A 15,265-nucleotide genomic window follows, 5' to 3' on the forward strand; every position below is an offset into this window, starting at 1 on the left:
CGTGTCGTCGCCAGGATCAGATCTGCAACCGGCGCCCACCCAGCCCGCCGTCGCCAAGGGCAAGTGGCGTTCCCAGGCGGGCAAGGACCTCCTGGCACCGGTCACATCGCAGTTGATCGTCGCGGGCGTGCTGCAGGCGCTGCTGACTCTGCTTCAGCTGGCCCCGTTCGTGGTGCTGGTCGAGTTGGCACAGCTGTTGCTCAGCGGTGCCGATGACGCCCGGGTGTGGAACACGGTGACGGTGTTCGTGGTGCTGCTCACCACCGGGACCACGCTGGGCGCGGTCCTCGTGCTGTGGCTGCACGTGGTGGACATGCGCTTCAGCGCCGAGATACGACGACGCCTGTTGGACAAACTCGCCCGAATGCCGTTGGGCTGGTTCACCGATCGCGGTTCCGGCTCGGTCAAGAAACTCATCCAGGACGACACCCTGTCACTGCACTACCTGGTCACCCACGCGGTGTGCGATGCGGTCGCCGCCGTGATCGCCCCGGTCGCTGTGCTGGTGTACCTGTTCGCCGTCGACTGGCGCATGGCGCTGATCCTGTTCCTGCCGATCCTCGTCTACATCGGCACCACCGCGACGATGGTGTACCAGAGCGGGCCGAAGATCGCCGAGGCGTCGAAGTGGGCCGAACGGATGAACGGCGAATCGGCCGCGTTTCTGGAGGGTCAGCCCGTGATCCGGGTCTTCGGCGGTGCCGCGGCCTCTTCGTTCCGCCGGCGCCTGGACGACTACATCGCCTTCCTCAACGAGTGGCAGCGCCCGTTCATCGGCAAGAAGACCTTCATGGATCTGGTCACCCGGCCGAGCACATTCCTGTGGCTGATCGCGACGGCGGGCACCGGGTTCGTCGTCGCGGGCTGGATGGCACCGGCGACGTTGCTGCCATTCCTGGTGCTGGGCACCACCTTTGGCAGCCGCCTGCTGGGCATCGCGTACGGGTTGGGTGGTATCAAGGAGGGCACCCAGGCCGCGCGGCGCATCGCCGTGACGCTCGACGAGACCGAGCTGAGCACGCACGATGCTGCGCCGTACCCGACGGCTGCCGGTGTCGTGTTCGACGGGGTGAGTTTCGGCTATCGCCCCGGAGTCCGGGTGATCCACGACGTCACGCTGGCGTTGAGCCCCGGGACCGTCACCGCGCTGGTGGGTCCGTCCGGTTCGGGCAAGTCAACCCTGGCAGCGCTGCTGGCGCGGTTCCACGACATCGACACCGGTGCGATCCGCATCGACGGCCGCGACATCCGGTCCATGACGCCCGACGAGCTCTACGGACGCGTCGGATTCGTCTTTCAGGATGTGCAGCTCGTGGCGGGCACCGTCGGTGACAACATCGCGCTGGCCCGCCCGGATGCCAGCACCGCGGAGATCGAGGCCGCAGCGCGCAGTGCGCAGATCCACGAGCGAATCCTGCGGCTGCCAGACAGATACGACACCGTCCTCGGGGCCGGCAGCCAGCTGTCCGGCGGGGAAAAGCAACGTCTCACGATCGCCCGCGCGCTGCTCGCCGACACCCCGATCCTCATCCTCGACGAGGCCACGGCGTTCGCCGACCCGGAATCGGAATACCTTGTGCAACAGGCTCTGAGTTCACTGATCCAGCACCGCACCGTGCTGGTGATCGCACACCGGCTGCACACCATCACCGGCGCCGACCAGATCGCCGTCCTCGACCACGGGCGGATCGCCGAAATCGGCACCCACACCGACCTGATTGCCGCCGAGGGCCGCTACCGTCGCCTGTGGGACAGCCGCCTGGCCGGCGCCTCGGCCCCCAGCGAGGCCGCCCGATGATCCGCACCCTGGTCCGCTTGATCCCCGCCCAGGCCAGGGGACAGCTCACCATCTACGTTGTGCTGTCACTCATTTCAGTGATGCTGCGAGCGGCAAGCGGCCTACTGCTCGTGCCGCTGCTGGTCGCTCTGTTCGGCCCGCACCCGGCCGACGCCTGGCCGTGGGTCGGCGCTCTCACCGCCGTGACCGTCGGTGGGTGGGTCATCGACATGACCCTGGCGCGGATCGGTTTCGGTATCGGCTTCACGCTCGCCGACACCACCCAGCACGAAATGGCCAACCGGCTCACCGAGACTCCGCTTCGCTGGTTCACCGCTGACAACACCGCGATCGCCCGCCAGGCCATCGCGGCCAGCGCTCCGGATCTCGTCGGCTTCGTCGCCAACCTGCTCAGCCCGTTCATCGGGGCGCTGCTGCTGCCCGCCGCGATCACGATCGGCCTGTTCTTCGTCTCCTGGCCGGTGGGAGTGGCCGCCGCGATCGCGCTTCCGTTCCTGCTCGGCGCACTGGCCGCGAGCCAACGACTGGTACGTAAGGCCGATGCCGCCGACGCGGCCGCGCACAGCGCACTCACCGAACGCCTCGTCGAGTTCGCGCGCACCCAGCAGGCGCTGCGGGCCAGCCGCCGGGTCACCGCGGCACGCAGCCAGACCGGTGAGGCGATCGGCGCCGTGCGTGGGGCGACATTGCGGCTGCTGCTGTTCGCAATCCCGGGCCAGCTGCTGTTCAGCGTGGCCAGCCAGATCGCTCTCATCCTGCTGGCGGGCACGATCACGACGCTTGCGCTGCAGGGTCACCTCGGCGCCCCGGCCGCGGTGGCGCTGGCGATCGTGATGGTCCGGTTCCTCGAACCTTTCACCGTGCTGGCCGATCTATCCGGCGCGATGGAGTCGTCTCGCGGACTGCTGGAGCGGCTGAACACCGTCACCACCGCACCGCTGGAGAACTCGCCCCAGGGCAGCCCGCTGCCGTCGGGCGAATCCCGTGCGCCCAGAATCGAATTCCGTTCGGTGGGCTTCGGCTACCAGGGCACCGAGGTGCTCAAGGACGTCAGCTTCACCCTCGAACCGGCCACCACCACCGCGGTTGTGGGCCCGTCCGGCTCCGGCAAGAGCACGATCCTGTCGCTGATCGCCGGGCTGCACACACCCGAGCGTGGGCAGATCCTCGTCGACGGCACCGACGTCGGCGAGATCGACCCCGACGCACGGCGAGCGCTGGTCAGTGTGGTGTTCCAGCATCCGTACCTGTTCGACGGAACGATCGCCGACAACATCCGGGTCGGCCATCCCGAGGCCGGCGACGAGGCCGTCCGCAGCGCGATGGCGCTGGCCCGCGTCGACGACATCATCGAGCACCTGCCCGACGGTGCGCAGAGCTTGGTCGGTGAGGCAGGCACCGCTCTGTCCGGTGGTGAACGCCAACGCGTCAGCATCGCCAGGGCTCTGGTGAAGCCGGCCGGTGTGCTGCTGATCGACGAGGCGACCAGCGCGCTGGACACCGAGAACGAGGCATCGATCACCCAGGCGATCGGCAACGATCCGCATCAACGCACCCGGGTCATCATCGCGCACCGGCTCGACGCCATTCGCAATGCCGACCAGGTGCTGTTCGTCGACGACGGTGTGATTGTCGAGCGCGGCAGCATCGACGAACTCACCGCGCGCGGTGGACGATTCGCCGAGTTCTGGCGACAGCAAGAGACGACCGCCGGCTGGCAGATCGCCGCGGACGCATCCGGTCGGGTATGAGAGTTCTTTCCGCCGCCAGGCGGGCGTGGATTCCGCTGGTGCTCGTAGTGGTTCTCGCCGCCGGCGCCTTCGCGGTGTCGCGGGTGCGCGGCATCTTCGGCTCCCATCAGCTGCCGACCTACGCCGGCAGCATGTCCGATGAGAAGCGGAAGTCGGATCCCAAACGCGTTGTCTACCAGGTCTTCGGCCCGCCCGGGGCGGTCGCCGACATCAACTATCTCGATGACAGCGGAACCCCGCACCAGGTCAACGGGGCAACGCTGCCGTGGTCGGTGGAGATCGTCACCAACGCACCAGCGATGGCGGGAAATGTTCTGGCGCAGGGCAACAGCGATTCGATCGGGTGCCGCATCACCGCCGATGGAGAGGTCAAGATGGAACGGACCGCTGACGCGGTGAGTGCCTACATTTATTGCTTTGTGAAGTCGGCATGACACCGCCGCCATCGCCAAGGGATCCCCGGCCGCTGGCCCGCTGGATTCGGCGACTGGCCATCCCGATCATCCTCGGCTGGCTGGGCGTCGTCGTCGTGTCCAGCATCGCCATACCGCCGCTGGAAACCGTGGCGAAGATGCGGGCAGTGCCGATGAGCGCACCGGATGCGCCGTCGGTGCAGGCGATGGCGCAGATGGGCCGGGCCTTCGGCGAGTCCGAGTCGGACAGCGTCGCGATGATCGTGCTGGAAGGCGATCAACCGCTGGGGCCCGATGCGCACCGCTACTACGACGGCATCATTGCGAAGCTTCGGGCCGATCCCTCTCACGTCACGAACGTCCAGGACTTCTGGGGCGACCCCCTCACCGAGGCTGCGGCGCAGAGTGCCGACGGCAAGGCGGTGTACGTTCAGCTGAACCTGGCCGGCAACATGGGTACGACCCAGTCCAATGAGTCCGTGGCCGCGGTGCGTAAGGCAGTGAGCGAGACGCCGGCGCCGGCCGGGGTCAAGGCCTATGTGACCGGACCTGCCGCGCTGCAGTCGGATATCGAGGCTGCCGGCGGACACAGCATGGCCAAGATCGCGCTGGTCAGCTTCGCCGTGATCATCGCGATCCTGCTGTTCTTCTACCGGTCGATCGTGACCGTGGTGTTGCTGATCGCGGCGGTGTTGGTCCAGGTCGCGGCGGCGCGCGGCATCGTGTCCGCACTGGCCTATTACAACGTCATCGGATTGTCGACGTTCGCCGTCAATCTACTTGTCTCACTGGCGATCGCGGCCGGCACCGACTACGCGATCTTCCTCGTCGGCCGCTATCAGGAAGCGCGCCAGGCCGGCGCGGACCGCGAAGCGGCGTACTACGAAATGTTCAACGGCACCGCTCCCGTCGTGCTGGGATCCGGCCTCACCATTGCCGGTGCGTCGTTCTGCCTGAGCTTCACCCGCCTGCCCTTCTTCCAGTCACTGGGTCCCCCGTGCGCTGCCGGCATCGTGGCCGGTGTGGCGGTCGCCCTCACACTGGGTCCGGCCATCGTCACCGTCGGCAGCCGGTTCGGGTTGTTGGAGCCCAAGCGCACCATGCGCATTCGCATGTGGCGCAGGATCGGTGCCGCGGTGGTTCGGTGGCCGGGGCCGATCCTCACCGCCTCGCTGGCCATTGTCCTACTCGGCCTGGCCGCGTTGCCCGGATACCGCACCAGCTACAACGACACTCGATACATCCCGAAGGACATCCCGGCCAACGAAGGGTTTCAGGCCGCCGACCGCCACTTCAGCCAGGCTCGGATGAACCCCGAGATCCTGCTGGTCCAGGCCGACCACGATCTGCGCAACCCGGCCGATTTCCTGGTCATCGACAAGATCGCCAAGTCAGTCTTCCGGGTTCCCGGTATCGCGCGGGTGCAGACGATCACCCGCCCCGACGGCATGCCGATCGCCCACACGTCCATTCCCTTCCTGGTCAGCATGCAGAACGTCGGCATGGTCCAGAACATGAAGCTGATGAAGGACCGGATGGCCGACATGAAGCATCAGGCCGACGAGATGGGCACCACCGTCGCAACGATGCAGCGCATGTACGACCTGATGTCACAAATGACCGGCGTGACGCACGATATGGTCGCCCAGACCATCGAACTGCAGGAGACTGTCCACGAATTACGGGACCGGATAGCCGATTTCGACGATTTCTACCGTCCGATTCGCAACTACCTGTATTGGGAACCGCACTGTTACAACATCCCACTGTGTTGGTCGACGCGGTCGATATTCGACACGATGGACGGCGTCGATGAGATGACCGGCACGATGGACAAGGTCATCGCCAACATGGGCAACTTGGACCGGCTGTTGCCGGAGATGCTCACCACGATGCCGCCGATGATCACCACCATGCAGAACATGCAGCAGATGATGCTGACCACGTACAGCACCATGTCGGGCATGTGGAATCAGCTCGATGAGCTGAGCCAGAACTCGACGGCCATGGGCAAGGCCTTCGACGACGCCAAGAACGACGACTCGTTCTATCTTCCGCCGGATGTGTTCGACAACCCGGAGTTCCAACGCGGGATGAAGAGTTTCGTATCGCCGGACGGTAAGTCAGTGCGGTTCATCATCTCTCATCGCGGCGATGCCGCCTCGCCCGAAGGCCTGACGCACGTCGAACCGATCAAGATCGCGGCGATCGAAGCCGTCAAGGCCACCCCGCTGGAGGATGCCACGATCTCGCTCGCGGGTACGGCGGCCACCTTCAAAGACATGGCAGACGGTTCGAAATACGATCTGCTGATTGCCGGAATCGCAGCGCTGTGCCTGATTTTCATGATCATGGTGGTGATGACGCGCAGTCTGGTCGCGGCGCTGGTGATCGTCGGAACGGTCCTGGTGTCGTTGGGCGCGGCCTTCGGGTTGTCAATCATCCTCTGGCAGTACATCTTCGGCATCGAGCTACATTGGCTGGTGCAAGCGATGGTGGTGATCGCTCTGCTCGCAGTCGGCTCGGACTACAACCTTCTCTTGGTCGCCCGCTTCAAGGAGGAACTGCCCGGAGGTATCAAGACCGGCATCATCCGCGCCATGGGCGGCACCGGCAGCGTCGTCACGGTAGCCGGCTTGGTGTTCGCCGCCACGATGTCGTCGATGGTGGTCAGCGATCTGCGCATCATCGGCCAGATCGGCACCACGATCGGCCTCGGGCTGTTGCTCGACACTATTGTGGTGCGGTCGTTCATGACACCGTCGATCGCCGCGCTGCTGGGCCGGTGGTTCTGGTGGCCGATCAACGTGATCCGACCCCGGCCGGCGCGTTCGGCGACAGTCGCGCCCGAGACTTCGGTTCCAGCGCACACCTGAGTTAGATTGCGGGCGTGACCCGCGAGGCGCCGGGCGCGGGCCGGTTCGCCCCCAGTCCGTCAGCCGACCTGCACATCGGCAACCTGCGCACGGCTGTGCTGGCGTGGCTGTTCGCGCGCTCGACCGGGCGACGCTTCCTGATGCGCGTCGAAGATCTCGACGACCGCACCCACGACGATGTGGCGCAGCAGCAGTTGGCTGATCTGGCCGCGATCGGCATCACGTGGGACGACGAGCCGCAGTGGCAGTCGCGGCAACGGGAGCGCTACGACGCGGTCATCACCGAGCTGGCGGCCCGGGGGCTTTCCTACGAATGTTATTGCAGCAGAAAGGATATTCTCGGCGCTCCGCGCGCACCGCACGCCCCGGAAGGGGCCTACCCCGGCACCTGTCGCGACGTGACCGAAGCCGAACGGGCCGCCAAGCGCGAGACCGGCCGCCCGCCCGCACTGCGGCTGCGCGCCGACACCGGCCAATACACGGTCACCGATCTGGTGCACGGCGACTACACCGGTGTGGTGGACGATTTCGTGCTGCGCCGCGGCGACGGTGTGCCGGCCTACAACCTGGCCGTCGTCGTCGACGACGCACTCTCCGGCATCGACCAGGTGGTCCGCGGTGACGACCTGCTGGCGTCCTCGCCCCGGCAGGCCTACCTGGCCGGCCTGCTGGGCTATCCGCAGCCGGTCTACGCCCATGTGCCGCTGGTGCTCAACGGCGAGGGTAAGCGGCTGGCCAAGCGTGACGGCGCGGTGACACTGGCCGAGCTCGGCGTCTCGACGGCCTTCGGATTGATCACCGAATCGTTGGGCTGGCCGGCCTCGAACATGGGCGAACTGCTGGCGCGCTTCGACCCGGCCGACCTCCCCCGTGAACCGTGGATCTATCAACCGGTTTGAGCGCAACAGCACCCGACGCTGTGCCACAGTGTCCATCATGCCGAAGCAGGAGATCGACGCGGACGTCGTCATCGTCGGCGCGGGGCTCTCGGGAATGATCGCCGCGCGCAAGGTTCTGGAGGCCGGACTGACGCCGGTGGTGCTGGAGGCCGACGAACGCGTCGGCGGCCGCATCCTCACCGAGGAGGTCCTGCCAGGGCTGCCCGTCGAACTCGGCGCCCAGTGGATCGGCGACACCCACGAGCGGATGTTCGCGCTGGCGGCCGAGCTCGGGGTCGAGACCTATCCGCAGTTCGAAGACGGGGAGACGTCCTACGACCTCGTCGGCTCCGGTGTGCTGCGGGAGACGGAGTTTCACGCGAGGTTCGCCGGGGAACTGGCCGAACTCGAGCGCGTGCTGCGTCGCCTCGACGAGTTGGCCACCGAAGTTCCGGTGGAGGCGCCCTGGCTGGCACCCCTGGCTGCGGACTGGGACTCCGTCACCGCCGGTGCGTGGTACGACGCCCAGGGCTTGACGCCGGTTGCCCGCACCCTGCTCGAGATCTGCACCGTCGGGATCCTGGCGGTGCCCACCGCCGAGGTGTCCTTCCTGCATCTGCTGTTCACCATCCAGACCTGCGGGGTGACCTCGGAGCTGTTCGCCGAATCGGAGGGCGGCGCGCAAACCACCCGGTTCGTGGGCGGCACCAGTGAGATCCCGCGCCGACTCGCCGCGCTCATCGCCGACCACATCATGCTCAACGTCCCCGTTCAACTCATCGAGCACACCGCCTCCCATGTGACCGTGACGTGTCGCGGTGGGCTGGTCGCCCGTGGCCGCCGGGTCATCGTCGCCATCTCGCCGACGCTGGCCGGCCGAATCATGTACGACCCACCGCTTTCCGGGGTTCGCGATCAACTCACTCAGCGGCTGCCTAACGGTTCGTCGATGAAGGCGTTCTTCGTCTACGACGAACCCTTCTGGCGCGCAGACGGTTTCAATGGTCAGCTCATCTCCGACGTCGGCCCGGCTCGGATGTCCAACGACACCTGCCTGCCCGGCGATGACCATGGTGTGATCCTGATGTTCCTGGAAGGCGAGCAGGCCCGTACCTTCGGACGCCTTCCCGAAGGTGAGCGCCGCGCGGCGCTGACCGCGGAGCTGGTCCGGCACTATGGCAGCAAGGCCGCGAAGCCGGAGTTCTACGTGGACGGCGAGTGGTCGGATCGGCAGTGGACACGCGGCTGCTACAACGCCAATCTCGGACCCCACGTGTGGACCGCGTATGGCCCTGCCCTGAGCGCGCCGATCGGCGTGATCCACTGGGCGTCGACGGATACCGCGACCTATTGGAGTGCCTACATGGAAGGTGCCGTCGACGCCGGCGAGCGGGCCGCTCAGGCGGTGATCGCCGAGCTGGTCGGGTGAGGAGTCAATTCCCATGCGGATCAGCCGCATTCAACGTCGCCACCACCTGGTCGTAATCGCCGCGGGCTTCTCCGTACCGCAAGAATTTCACTCGTTCGACCAGGATCTCGTGTGCGTCGGGTCGGCTTTCCAGCAGCGCCATGACCTCGCTGACGAAATCCTCGAGCGGCATCGCGAAGTCGCTGTCCTCCTGCCCGGGCAGTAGCCCGGTCCGCACCGCCGGCGGAACCAGTTCCAGGATCTTGACACTGGTGTCGGCCAGCTGCAGTCGCACCGACTCGCTGAGCATGTGGATCGCCGCCTTGGCGGCGTTGTAACTGGGCGTGACCCGCAGGGGTGCGAACGCCAGCCCCGATGAGACCGTGACGATCGTCGAATCCGGTTGCCGTTGGAGGTGTTCGACGAATGCCGCGATCAACCGGATCGGCCCGAGCACGTTGGTGGTGATGATCGCCTCGGCGGAGTCGAGGAAGGCGCTCGGACGATGCCAGTCCTCGATCTTCATGATGCCGGCCATCGCGATCACCACGTTGAGCGCAGGATAGTCGGAGAGCAGCCGGTCGGCCGCCTCGTTGATGCTGGCCGGGTCGGTGATGTCGATGCGCACGGCGCCCAATTCCGGGTGCTCGGCGGTGATGGCGTCCAGCTGCTCGGCGCGGCGACCGCCCACGATGACGGTGTTCCCCTTGGCCGCCAGGGCGGTGGCCAAGGCCAGTCCGATACCGCTGGTCGAGCCGGGGATGAAGATGGTGTTGCCCGAGATTTGCATTGCCGATCTCCTTCGCTCAACGAAATGCCATGCCTAGAGTTACCTTTGCGGGGCGGCATGGAATTGTCGTCAGCGCTGACCGCCATGTCCACTACCGGCTAGCGGTAATACCGGCAGGAGGATAGATGTCTGGCACACGCGTGGTCGTGGCCGATGACGATGTGCTGTTGAGGGAGGGACTGGCCAGCCTGCTCAGCCGATCGGGCCTCGAGGTGGTCGGGCAGGCCGGCGATGGCACCGAATTGCTGGACCTGGTTCGCGCCGAACACCCCGATCTGGCGATCGTCGACATCCGGATGCCGCCCACTCACAGCACCGAAGGCCTCGACGCTGCCCGACTGATTCGCGAAGAAGCGCCGAACACCGCGATCCTGGTGTTGTCGGCCCACGTCGACGTCGACCATGCCCTGGAGCTGTTGTCCGGTGGCCAGGCCATCGGCTACCTGCTGAAAAGCCGGGTGACAGACGTCAACGACTTTCTCGATACGCTGAGCCGCATCGTCGGCGGCGCCTCGGTGATCGACCCGGCGTTGGTGACCGAGCTGGTTTCGGCAAGCAGGCGCAACGATCCGCTGGCCGCACTGAGCAGCCGGGAACGCGAAGTGCTGGCACTGATGGCCGAAGGGCTGTCCAACGGCGGGATCGGCCGGCGGATCTTCGTCACCGAAGGCACGGTGGAAAAACACGTCCGCAGCATCTTGACCAAGCTGGACCTGCCGGAGACCACCGACGATCATCGCCGGGTGCGTGCGGTGATCCTGTACCTCGAATCACTGTGAGCGACAATCGATCAGAGTGCGCCGACCAGGTCCCGCACCGCTTTGGTGGAGAACGCGAACTTTGGCAGGAACCCTGATACCGGGCTGATCGCGATCAGGTCGGTGAAGTCGGATTCGGCGTGTGTGGAGATCAGGATCAGCCCTGAGGCCGGCGCCCCGACCTCGTGAAGGGCCTGTACGACGTCGAATCCACTCTCGGCCCCGAGGTCGACGTCGACCAGGGTCACGTCGGGCCGCAATTCCTGATAGCTGCGCACCGCATCGGCGGCGGTCGACACCATACCGACGACGGCTATCCCACCCCGCTGCAGAATCGTGCTGGCCGTCGTGCGGAACTGAGCGCTGTCGTCGACGATCAAGCAACGCATCACGCACCTCCGAGGCCGAACATGTGTTCAGCATGGCAGAACGGGCCGAAGCTTCGCATTACTGCTACCGGTAAAGCTCGCTGTGCACTTACCTGATCCCCCGGCTGCCCTTTACGATCGACTCCACACCATGACACAAGCGCGTGATCGCCTGCTGGCGTTGCTGATACGCCCCACACCACCTCGGCTGTTGTGGGGCGTGCTGACCGCGATCTCGTTCATCGCGGTCGAGATCGCGATCGTCCACCTCCTCAAGCGCGTTGCCCCCGACAATGCCTTCGGTGCGATTTTCCTGCTCGGTGTCCTGGTGGTCTCGGCAGGCTGGGGTGTCGGCCTCGCGGTCGCTACGTCGCTGGCCAGCGCCATGGCCTACGTGTGGTTCCACGTCATGGAAGGCACCGGCAGTGTGGTGCCCGCGGTGGTGGTCTTCTTGACGTTGGCGCTCTTGACCAATGCGCTCGTGGGCCAAGCCCGGCTGCGCGCCGCCGAAGCCATGCAGATGAGTGCCGAGTTGCGAGCGTCCCGTGCCCGCATCGTCACCGCCGCCGATCAGGCCCGCCGCGGATTCGAGCGCGACCTGCACGATGGCGCCCAACAGCGCATCGTGTCCTTGGGCCTGGAGTTGCGGGCGTTGGAGGCCTCGGTGCCCGAAGACCTGACGGACGTCCGCACGCAGCTCACCGGAATCATCGACGGCCTGTCCCATTTGCATACCGACCTGCAGGAACTGTCCCGCGGCATCCACCCCGCGATCCTGTCCAGGGGCGGGTTGGGGCCGGCGATCAAGACGCTGGCGCGGCGCTCCGCCGTCCCGGTCAGCCTCGACCTCGACGTCGACCGGCGGCTGCCCGAAACAGTGGAGGTGGCCGCCTACTACGTGGTCGCCGAGGCCCTCACCAACGCCGCCAAGCACGCGCGGGCCGGCGAGGTCACCGTGTCGGCCCGGCTGACCGACACCGAGCTGAACCTCCGCATCGCCGATGACGGTATCGGCGGGGCCGGTGCGGGCGGCGGGTCGGGGTTGATCGGGCTCAAGGACCGCGTCGAGGCATTGTCCGGACGCCTCGGCATCGTCAGCGAGCCCGGCGCCGGGACGACGCTCAGCGTGACGATCCCGTTGCCCACTGGGGGCTAGCGCTACCACCGAGTGTCCGGCTAGCGCTCTGGTCTGTGCCGTCCCGGTCGAGCACACTTCAACCATGACTTCGCCTGACGTGCAGAACGGTCCACTGACCGACGGGTTTCACCTCGTGGTCGACGCGCTCAAACTCAACGATGTCGCCACCATCTACGGCGTGGTCGGTATCCCGATCACCGACCTCGCCCGGCTGGCTCAGGCCTCCGGTATCCGCTACATCGGGTTTCGCCACGAATCCGCTGCCGGTCACGCCGCTGCCGCCGCGGGGTTTTTGACCGGTAAACCCGGTGTGTGCCTGACCGTTTCGGGTCCGGGCTTCCTCAACGGCCTGGTGGCGCTGGCCAATGCGACGGTGAATTGCTTCCCGATGGTCCACATCGCCGGCTCCAGCACCCGGGCAATCGTCGACCTGCAGCGCGGCGATTACGAAGAGCTCGACCAGATGGCGATCGCCAAATCCCTTGCCAAGGCCAGCTATCGCGTCGACCGGGTGGAGGACATCGGCCGCGGCATCGCCAGGGCGTTCCGCACCGCGGTGTCCGGCCGGCCCGGCGGGGTGTATCTCGACATCCCCGGCGATGTCCTGGCCCAGACCATCGACGCCTCCGCCGGTGCGGCGACGTTGTGGAAGGTCACCAACCCCGCGCCCAGCCAAACCCCTTCCCACGAGGCGGTTTTGCGGGCATTGGAGTTGCTGGCCGGGGCGCAGCGCCCGCTGATCGTACTGGGCAAAGGTGCCGCGTACGCCCAGGCCGACAGGCGGATCCGCTCCTTCGTCGAGACCACCGGGATCCCGTTCCTGCCGATGTCGATGGCCAAGGGCGTGATCCCCGACGACCACCAGCTCTCGGCCGCCGCCGCACGATCGCTGGCCATGGCGCGCGCCGATGTCGTTCTGCTGGTCGGTGCGCGGCTGAACTGGTTGCTACAGCACGGCGAGACACCGCACTGGGCCGGCGACGTCAAGTTCATCCAGATCGACATCGATCCGACCGAGTTCGACAGCAACCAACCGACGGCCGTCCCGCTGGCCGGTGACGTCGAATCGGTCATCCACGCCCTCGCCGCCGGTCTGCAACGGCATCCGGTCATGTGTGCGGACGAGTGGCTGGCCGAGCTGGCCGAGAAGCGCGAACACAACGCCGCGGGCATGGCCCGGCGGCTGGCCGAAGACCCACAGCCGATGCGCTTCTTCAACGCCGTGCGCCCGATCCGGGACTTCATCCGCGACCACCCCGAGGTGTATCTGGTCAACGAGGGAGCCAACACCCTCGACATCACCCGCAACGTCGTCGACATGCGGGTACCGCGGCACCGTCTGGACTGCGGCACCTGGGGTGTGATGGGCATCGGCATGGGTTATGCGATCGCCGCGGCCGTTGAGAGCGGCGAGCCCGTCATCGCCGTCGAAGGCGACAGTGCCTTCGGGTTCAGCGGTATGGAGATCGAAACCATCTGCCGCTACGGCCTTCCCATCACGGTCGTCATCCTCAACAACGGCGGCGTGTATCGGGGCGACGGAGTCGACCCGTATGGGACCGATCCCGAGCCGACCGTGCTGGCGCCGCGTGCGCATCACGAGCGGCTGATCGAAGCGTTCGGCGGGACCGGCTATCACGTCGACACCCCCGATGCACTGACCGCCGCACTGGCCGCCGCCGTCGCCTCCCGACGGCCCGCACTCATCGACTGCGAACTGGATCCCTCGGCCGGCACCGAGAGCGGCCACCTCACCAACCTCAACCCCCGCAGCGCACTGCAGCACAGCCCGGCCTGAGTGGAAGGAAGACCGATGAGTACACAAGCCCCACAGCCGCTTTCCGGTATCAAAGTGATCGACTTCACCGGCGTCCAGGCCGGGCCGGCCTGTACGCAGATGATGGCGTGGTTCGGCGCCGACGTCCTCAAGGTCGAGCGACTCGACGGCGGGGACGTCACCCGCCACCAATTGCGCGATATCCCCGGTCACGACGCCCTGTACTTCACGATGCTCAACAGCAACAAGCGTTCACTGGCCATCAACACCAAAACCCCTGAGGGTCTTGAGGTCATGGAGAAACTGATCCGTGATGCCGACGTGCTGGTGGAGAACTTCGCTCCGGGCGCTCTCGACCGAATGGGCTTGTCCTGGGAGCACATCCACGAATTGAACCCGCGGCTGATCTTCGGTTCGGTGAAGGGCTTCAACGATCAGTCGCCGTGGAAAGACCTCAAGGTCTACGAGAACGTCGCGCAGGCCGCGGGTGGTGCACTGTCGACCACCGGGTTCTGGGACGGGCCACCGACCGTGAGCTCCGCGGCGCTCGGTGACAGCAACACCGGCATGCATCTGCTGATCGGAATCCTGACAGCGCTGCTGGCCCGCGAGAAGACCGGTGTCGGACAGAAGGTTTCGGTGTCCATGCAGGATGCGGTGCTCAACCTGTGCCGGGTGAAGTTGCGCGACCAGGAACGCCTGGAGGCTCTCGGCTACCTCGAGGAATACCCCCAGTACCCCGACACCCCGTTCGGTGACGCGGTACCTCGCGGGGGTAACGCCGGTGGCGGCGGCCAGCCCGGTTGGGTGCTCAAATGCAAAGGCTGGGAGGACGATCCGAACGCCTATATCTACTTCACCATCCAGGAACAGAATTGGGCGAAGACCTGCGAGGCCGTCGGCAAACCGGAATGGGTGGACGATCCGGCCTACCGCACCGCGCAGGCCCGTCAGCCGCACATCTTCGACATCTTCGCCGATGTCGAGAAGTGGCTGGCCGACAAGACGAAGTACGAGGCCGTCGACATTCTGCGCACCTACGACGTGCCGTGCGCGCCGGTGTTGAGCATGAAGGAGATCGCCTACGACCCGGCGTTGCGGGCCAGCGGCACCGTCGTCGAGGTCGAGCAGGAGGAACGCGGCACGTACCTGACGGTCGGCAGCCCGGTGAAGTTCTCGGATTTCACCCCGACAATCACCGGCGCTCCCCTGCTGGGAGAGCACACAATCGATGTGCTCAGCGACCTCGGGTACACCGCTGACCAGATCGAGGACCTGAAGACCGCACACGTCATCTGACCGGAGGCCAT

Annotated in this window: 12 protein-coding genes; 10 read left to right on the forward strand and 2 right to left on the reverse strand. The window is 66.2% G+C overall.

Annotated features, from left to right (window positions below; genetic code table 11):
• The 6 genes from HPC46_RS15125 to HPC46_RS15150 form a co-directional block, all read left to right on the forward strand.
• Positions 1-1,798: ABC transporter ATP-binding protein (locus HPC46_RS15125; RefSeq protein ID WP_179471192.1), on the forward strand; the 1,798-nt coding region annotated here is incomplete at its 5' end.
• Positions 1,795-3,549: an ABC transporter ATP-binding protein gene (locus HPC46_RS15130; protein ID WP_179471194.1), complete on the forward strand. Its 1,755-nt coding sequence runs from the start codon at positions 1,795-1,797 to the stop codon at positions 3,547-3,549. The genes HPC46_RS15125 and HPC46_RS15130, both read left to right, overlap by 4 nt.
• Positions 3,546-3,983: an MmpS family transport accessory protein gene (locus tag HPC46_RS15135; RefSeq protein ID WP_179471196.1), complete on the forward strand. Its 438-nt coding sequence runs from the start codon at positions 3,546-3,548 to the stop codon at positions 3,981-3,983. The genes HPC46_RS15130 and HPC46_RS15135 overlap by 4 nt, the downstream gene beginning before the upstream one ends.
• Positions 3,980-6,838, forward strand: a complete 2,859-nt coding sequence (locus HPC46_RS15140; RefSeq protein ID WP_179471198.1) for an MMPL/RND family transporter — start codon at positions 3,980-3,982, stop codon at positions 6,836-6,838. The genes HPC46_RS15135 and HPC46_RS15140 overlap by 4 nt, the downstream gene beginning before the upstream one ends.
• 14 nt (positions 6,839-6,852) lie before the next feature.
• Entirely contained in the window at positions 6,853-7,737 is an 885-nt protein-coding gene (gene gluQRS, locus HPC46_RS15145; protein WP_179471200.1) for a tRNA glutamyl-Q(34) synthetase GluQRS, read from the forward strand.
• Between the two features lie 37 nt (positions 7,738-7,774).
• Positions 7,775-9,145: a flavin monoamine oxidase family protein gene (locus HPC46_RS15150; RefSeq protein WP_179471202.1), complete on the forward strand. Its 1,371-nt coding sequence runs from the start codon at positions 7,775-7,777 to the stop codon at positions 9,143-9,145.
• A gap of 4 nt (positions 9,146-9,149) precedes the next feature.
• On the opposite strand, the gene HPC46_RS15155 is transcribed toward HPC46_RS15150, so the two are convergent.
• A complete protein-coding gene (locus HPC46_RS15155) occupies positions 9,150-9,914 on the reverse strand; it encodes an SDR family oxidoreductase (protein WP_179471204.1) in 765 nt (254 codons plus the stop codon).
• A 125-nt stretch (positions 9,915-10,039) separates the two neighbouring features.
• On the opposite strand from HPC46_RS15155, the gene HPC46_RS15160 reads away from it, so the two are divergent.
• Entirely contained in the window at positions 10,040-10,693 is a 654-nt protein-coding gene (locus HPC46_RS15160; RefSeq protein ID WP_179471206.1) for a response regulator, read from the forward strand.
• A gap of 11 nt (positions 10,694-10,704) precedes the next feature.
• Here HPC46_RS15160 and HPC46_RS15165 read toward each other — a convergent pair whose 3' ends face one another.
• Positions 10,705-11,061, reverse strand: a complete 357-nt coding sequence (locus HPC46_RS15165; protein WP_179471208.1) for a response regulator transcription factor — start codon at positions 11,059-11,061, stop codon at positions 10,705-10,707.
• Between the two features lie 130 nt (positions 11,062-11,191).
• Here HPC46_RS15165 and HPC46_RS15170 point away from each other — a divergent pair, with 130 nt between their 5' ends.
• The 3 genes from HPC46_RS15170 (at position 11,192) to frc (ending at position 15,254) form a co-directional block, all read left to right on the forward strand.
• Positions 11,192-12,196 carry an ATP-binding protein gene (locus HPC46_RS15170; protein ID WP_179471210.1) on the forward strand — a complete coding sequence of 335 codons (1,005 nt, stop codon included), beginning with the start codon at positions 11,192-11,194 and terminating at the stop codon, positions 12,194-12,196.
• 64 nt (positions 12,197-12,260) lie between these two features.
• Positions 12,261-13,976, forward strand: a complete 1,716-nt coding sequence (gene oxc, locus HPC46_RS15175; RefSeq protein WP_179471212.1) for an oxalyl-CoA decarboxylase — start codon at positions 12,261-12,263, stop codon at positions 13,974-13,976.
• Positions 13,977-13,991: 15 nt separating this feature from the next.
• Positions 13,992-15,254, forward strand: coding sequence for a formyl-CoA transferase (gene frc, locus HPC46_RS15180; protein WP_179471214.1), 1,263 nt, complete (start codon positions 13,992-13,994; stop codon positions 15,252-15,254).
• Positions 15,255-15,265: the final 11 nt, after the last annotated feature.

Origin of the sequence: Mycolicibacterium vinylchloridicum (genome assembly GCF_013404075.1) — a bacterium.
Taxonomy (GTDB): Bacteria; Actinomycetota; Actinomycetes; order Mycobacteriales; family Mycobacteriaceae; genus Mycobacterium; species Mycobacterium vinylchloridicum.

Coding starts and splice junctions, on each gene's coding strand:
- HPC46_RS15130 (WP_179471194.1), top strand. CDS start 1,795: ATGATCCGCACCCTGGTCCGCTTGATCCCCGCCCAGGCCAGGGGACAG.
- HPC46_RS15135 (WP_179471196.1), top strand. CDS start 3,546: ATGAGAGTTCTTTCCGCCGCCAGGCGGGCGTGGATTCCGCTGGTGCTC.
- HPC46_RS15140 (WP_179471198.1), top strand. CDS start 3,980: ATGACACCGCCGCCATCGCCAAGGGATCCCCGGCCGCTGGCCCGCTGG.
- HPC46_RS15150 (WP_179471202.1), top strand. CDS start 7,775: ATGCCGAAGCAGGAGATCGACGCGGACGTCGTCATCGTCGGCGCGGGG.
- HPC46_RS15155 (WP_179471204.1), bottom strand. CDS start 9,914: ATGCAAATCTCGGGCAACACCATCTTCATCCCCGGCTCGACCAGCGGT.
- HPC46_RS15160 (WP_179471206.1), top strand. CDS start 10,040: ATGTCTGGCACACGCGTGGTCGTGGCCGATGACGATGTGCTGTTGAGG.
- HPC46_RS15165 (WP_179471208.1), bottom strand. CDS start 11,061: ATGCGTTGCTTGATCGTCGACGACAGCGCTCAGTTCCGCACGACGGCC.
- HPC46_RS15170 (WP_179471210.1), top strand. CDS start 11,192: ATGACACAAGCGCGTGATCGCCTGCTGGCGTTGCTGATACGCCCCACA.
- oxc (WP_179471212.1), top strand. CDS start 12,261: ATGACTTCGCCTGACGTGCAGAACGGTCCACTGACCGACGGGTTTCAC.
- frc (WP_179471214.1), top strand. CDS start 13,992: ATGAGTACACAAGCCCCACAGCCGCTTTCCGGTATCAAAGTGATCGAC.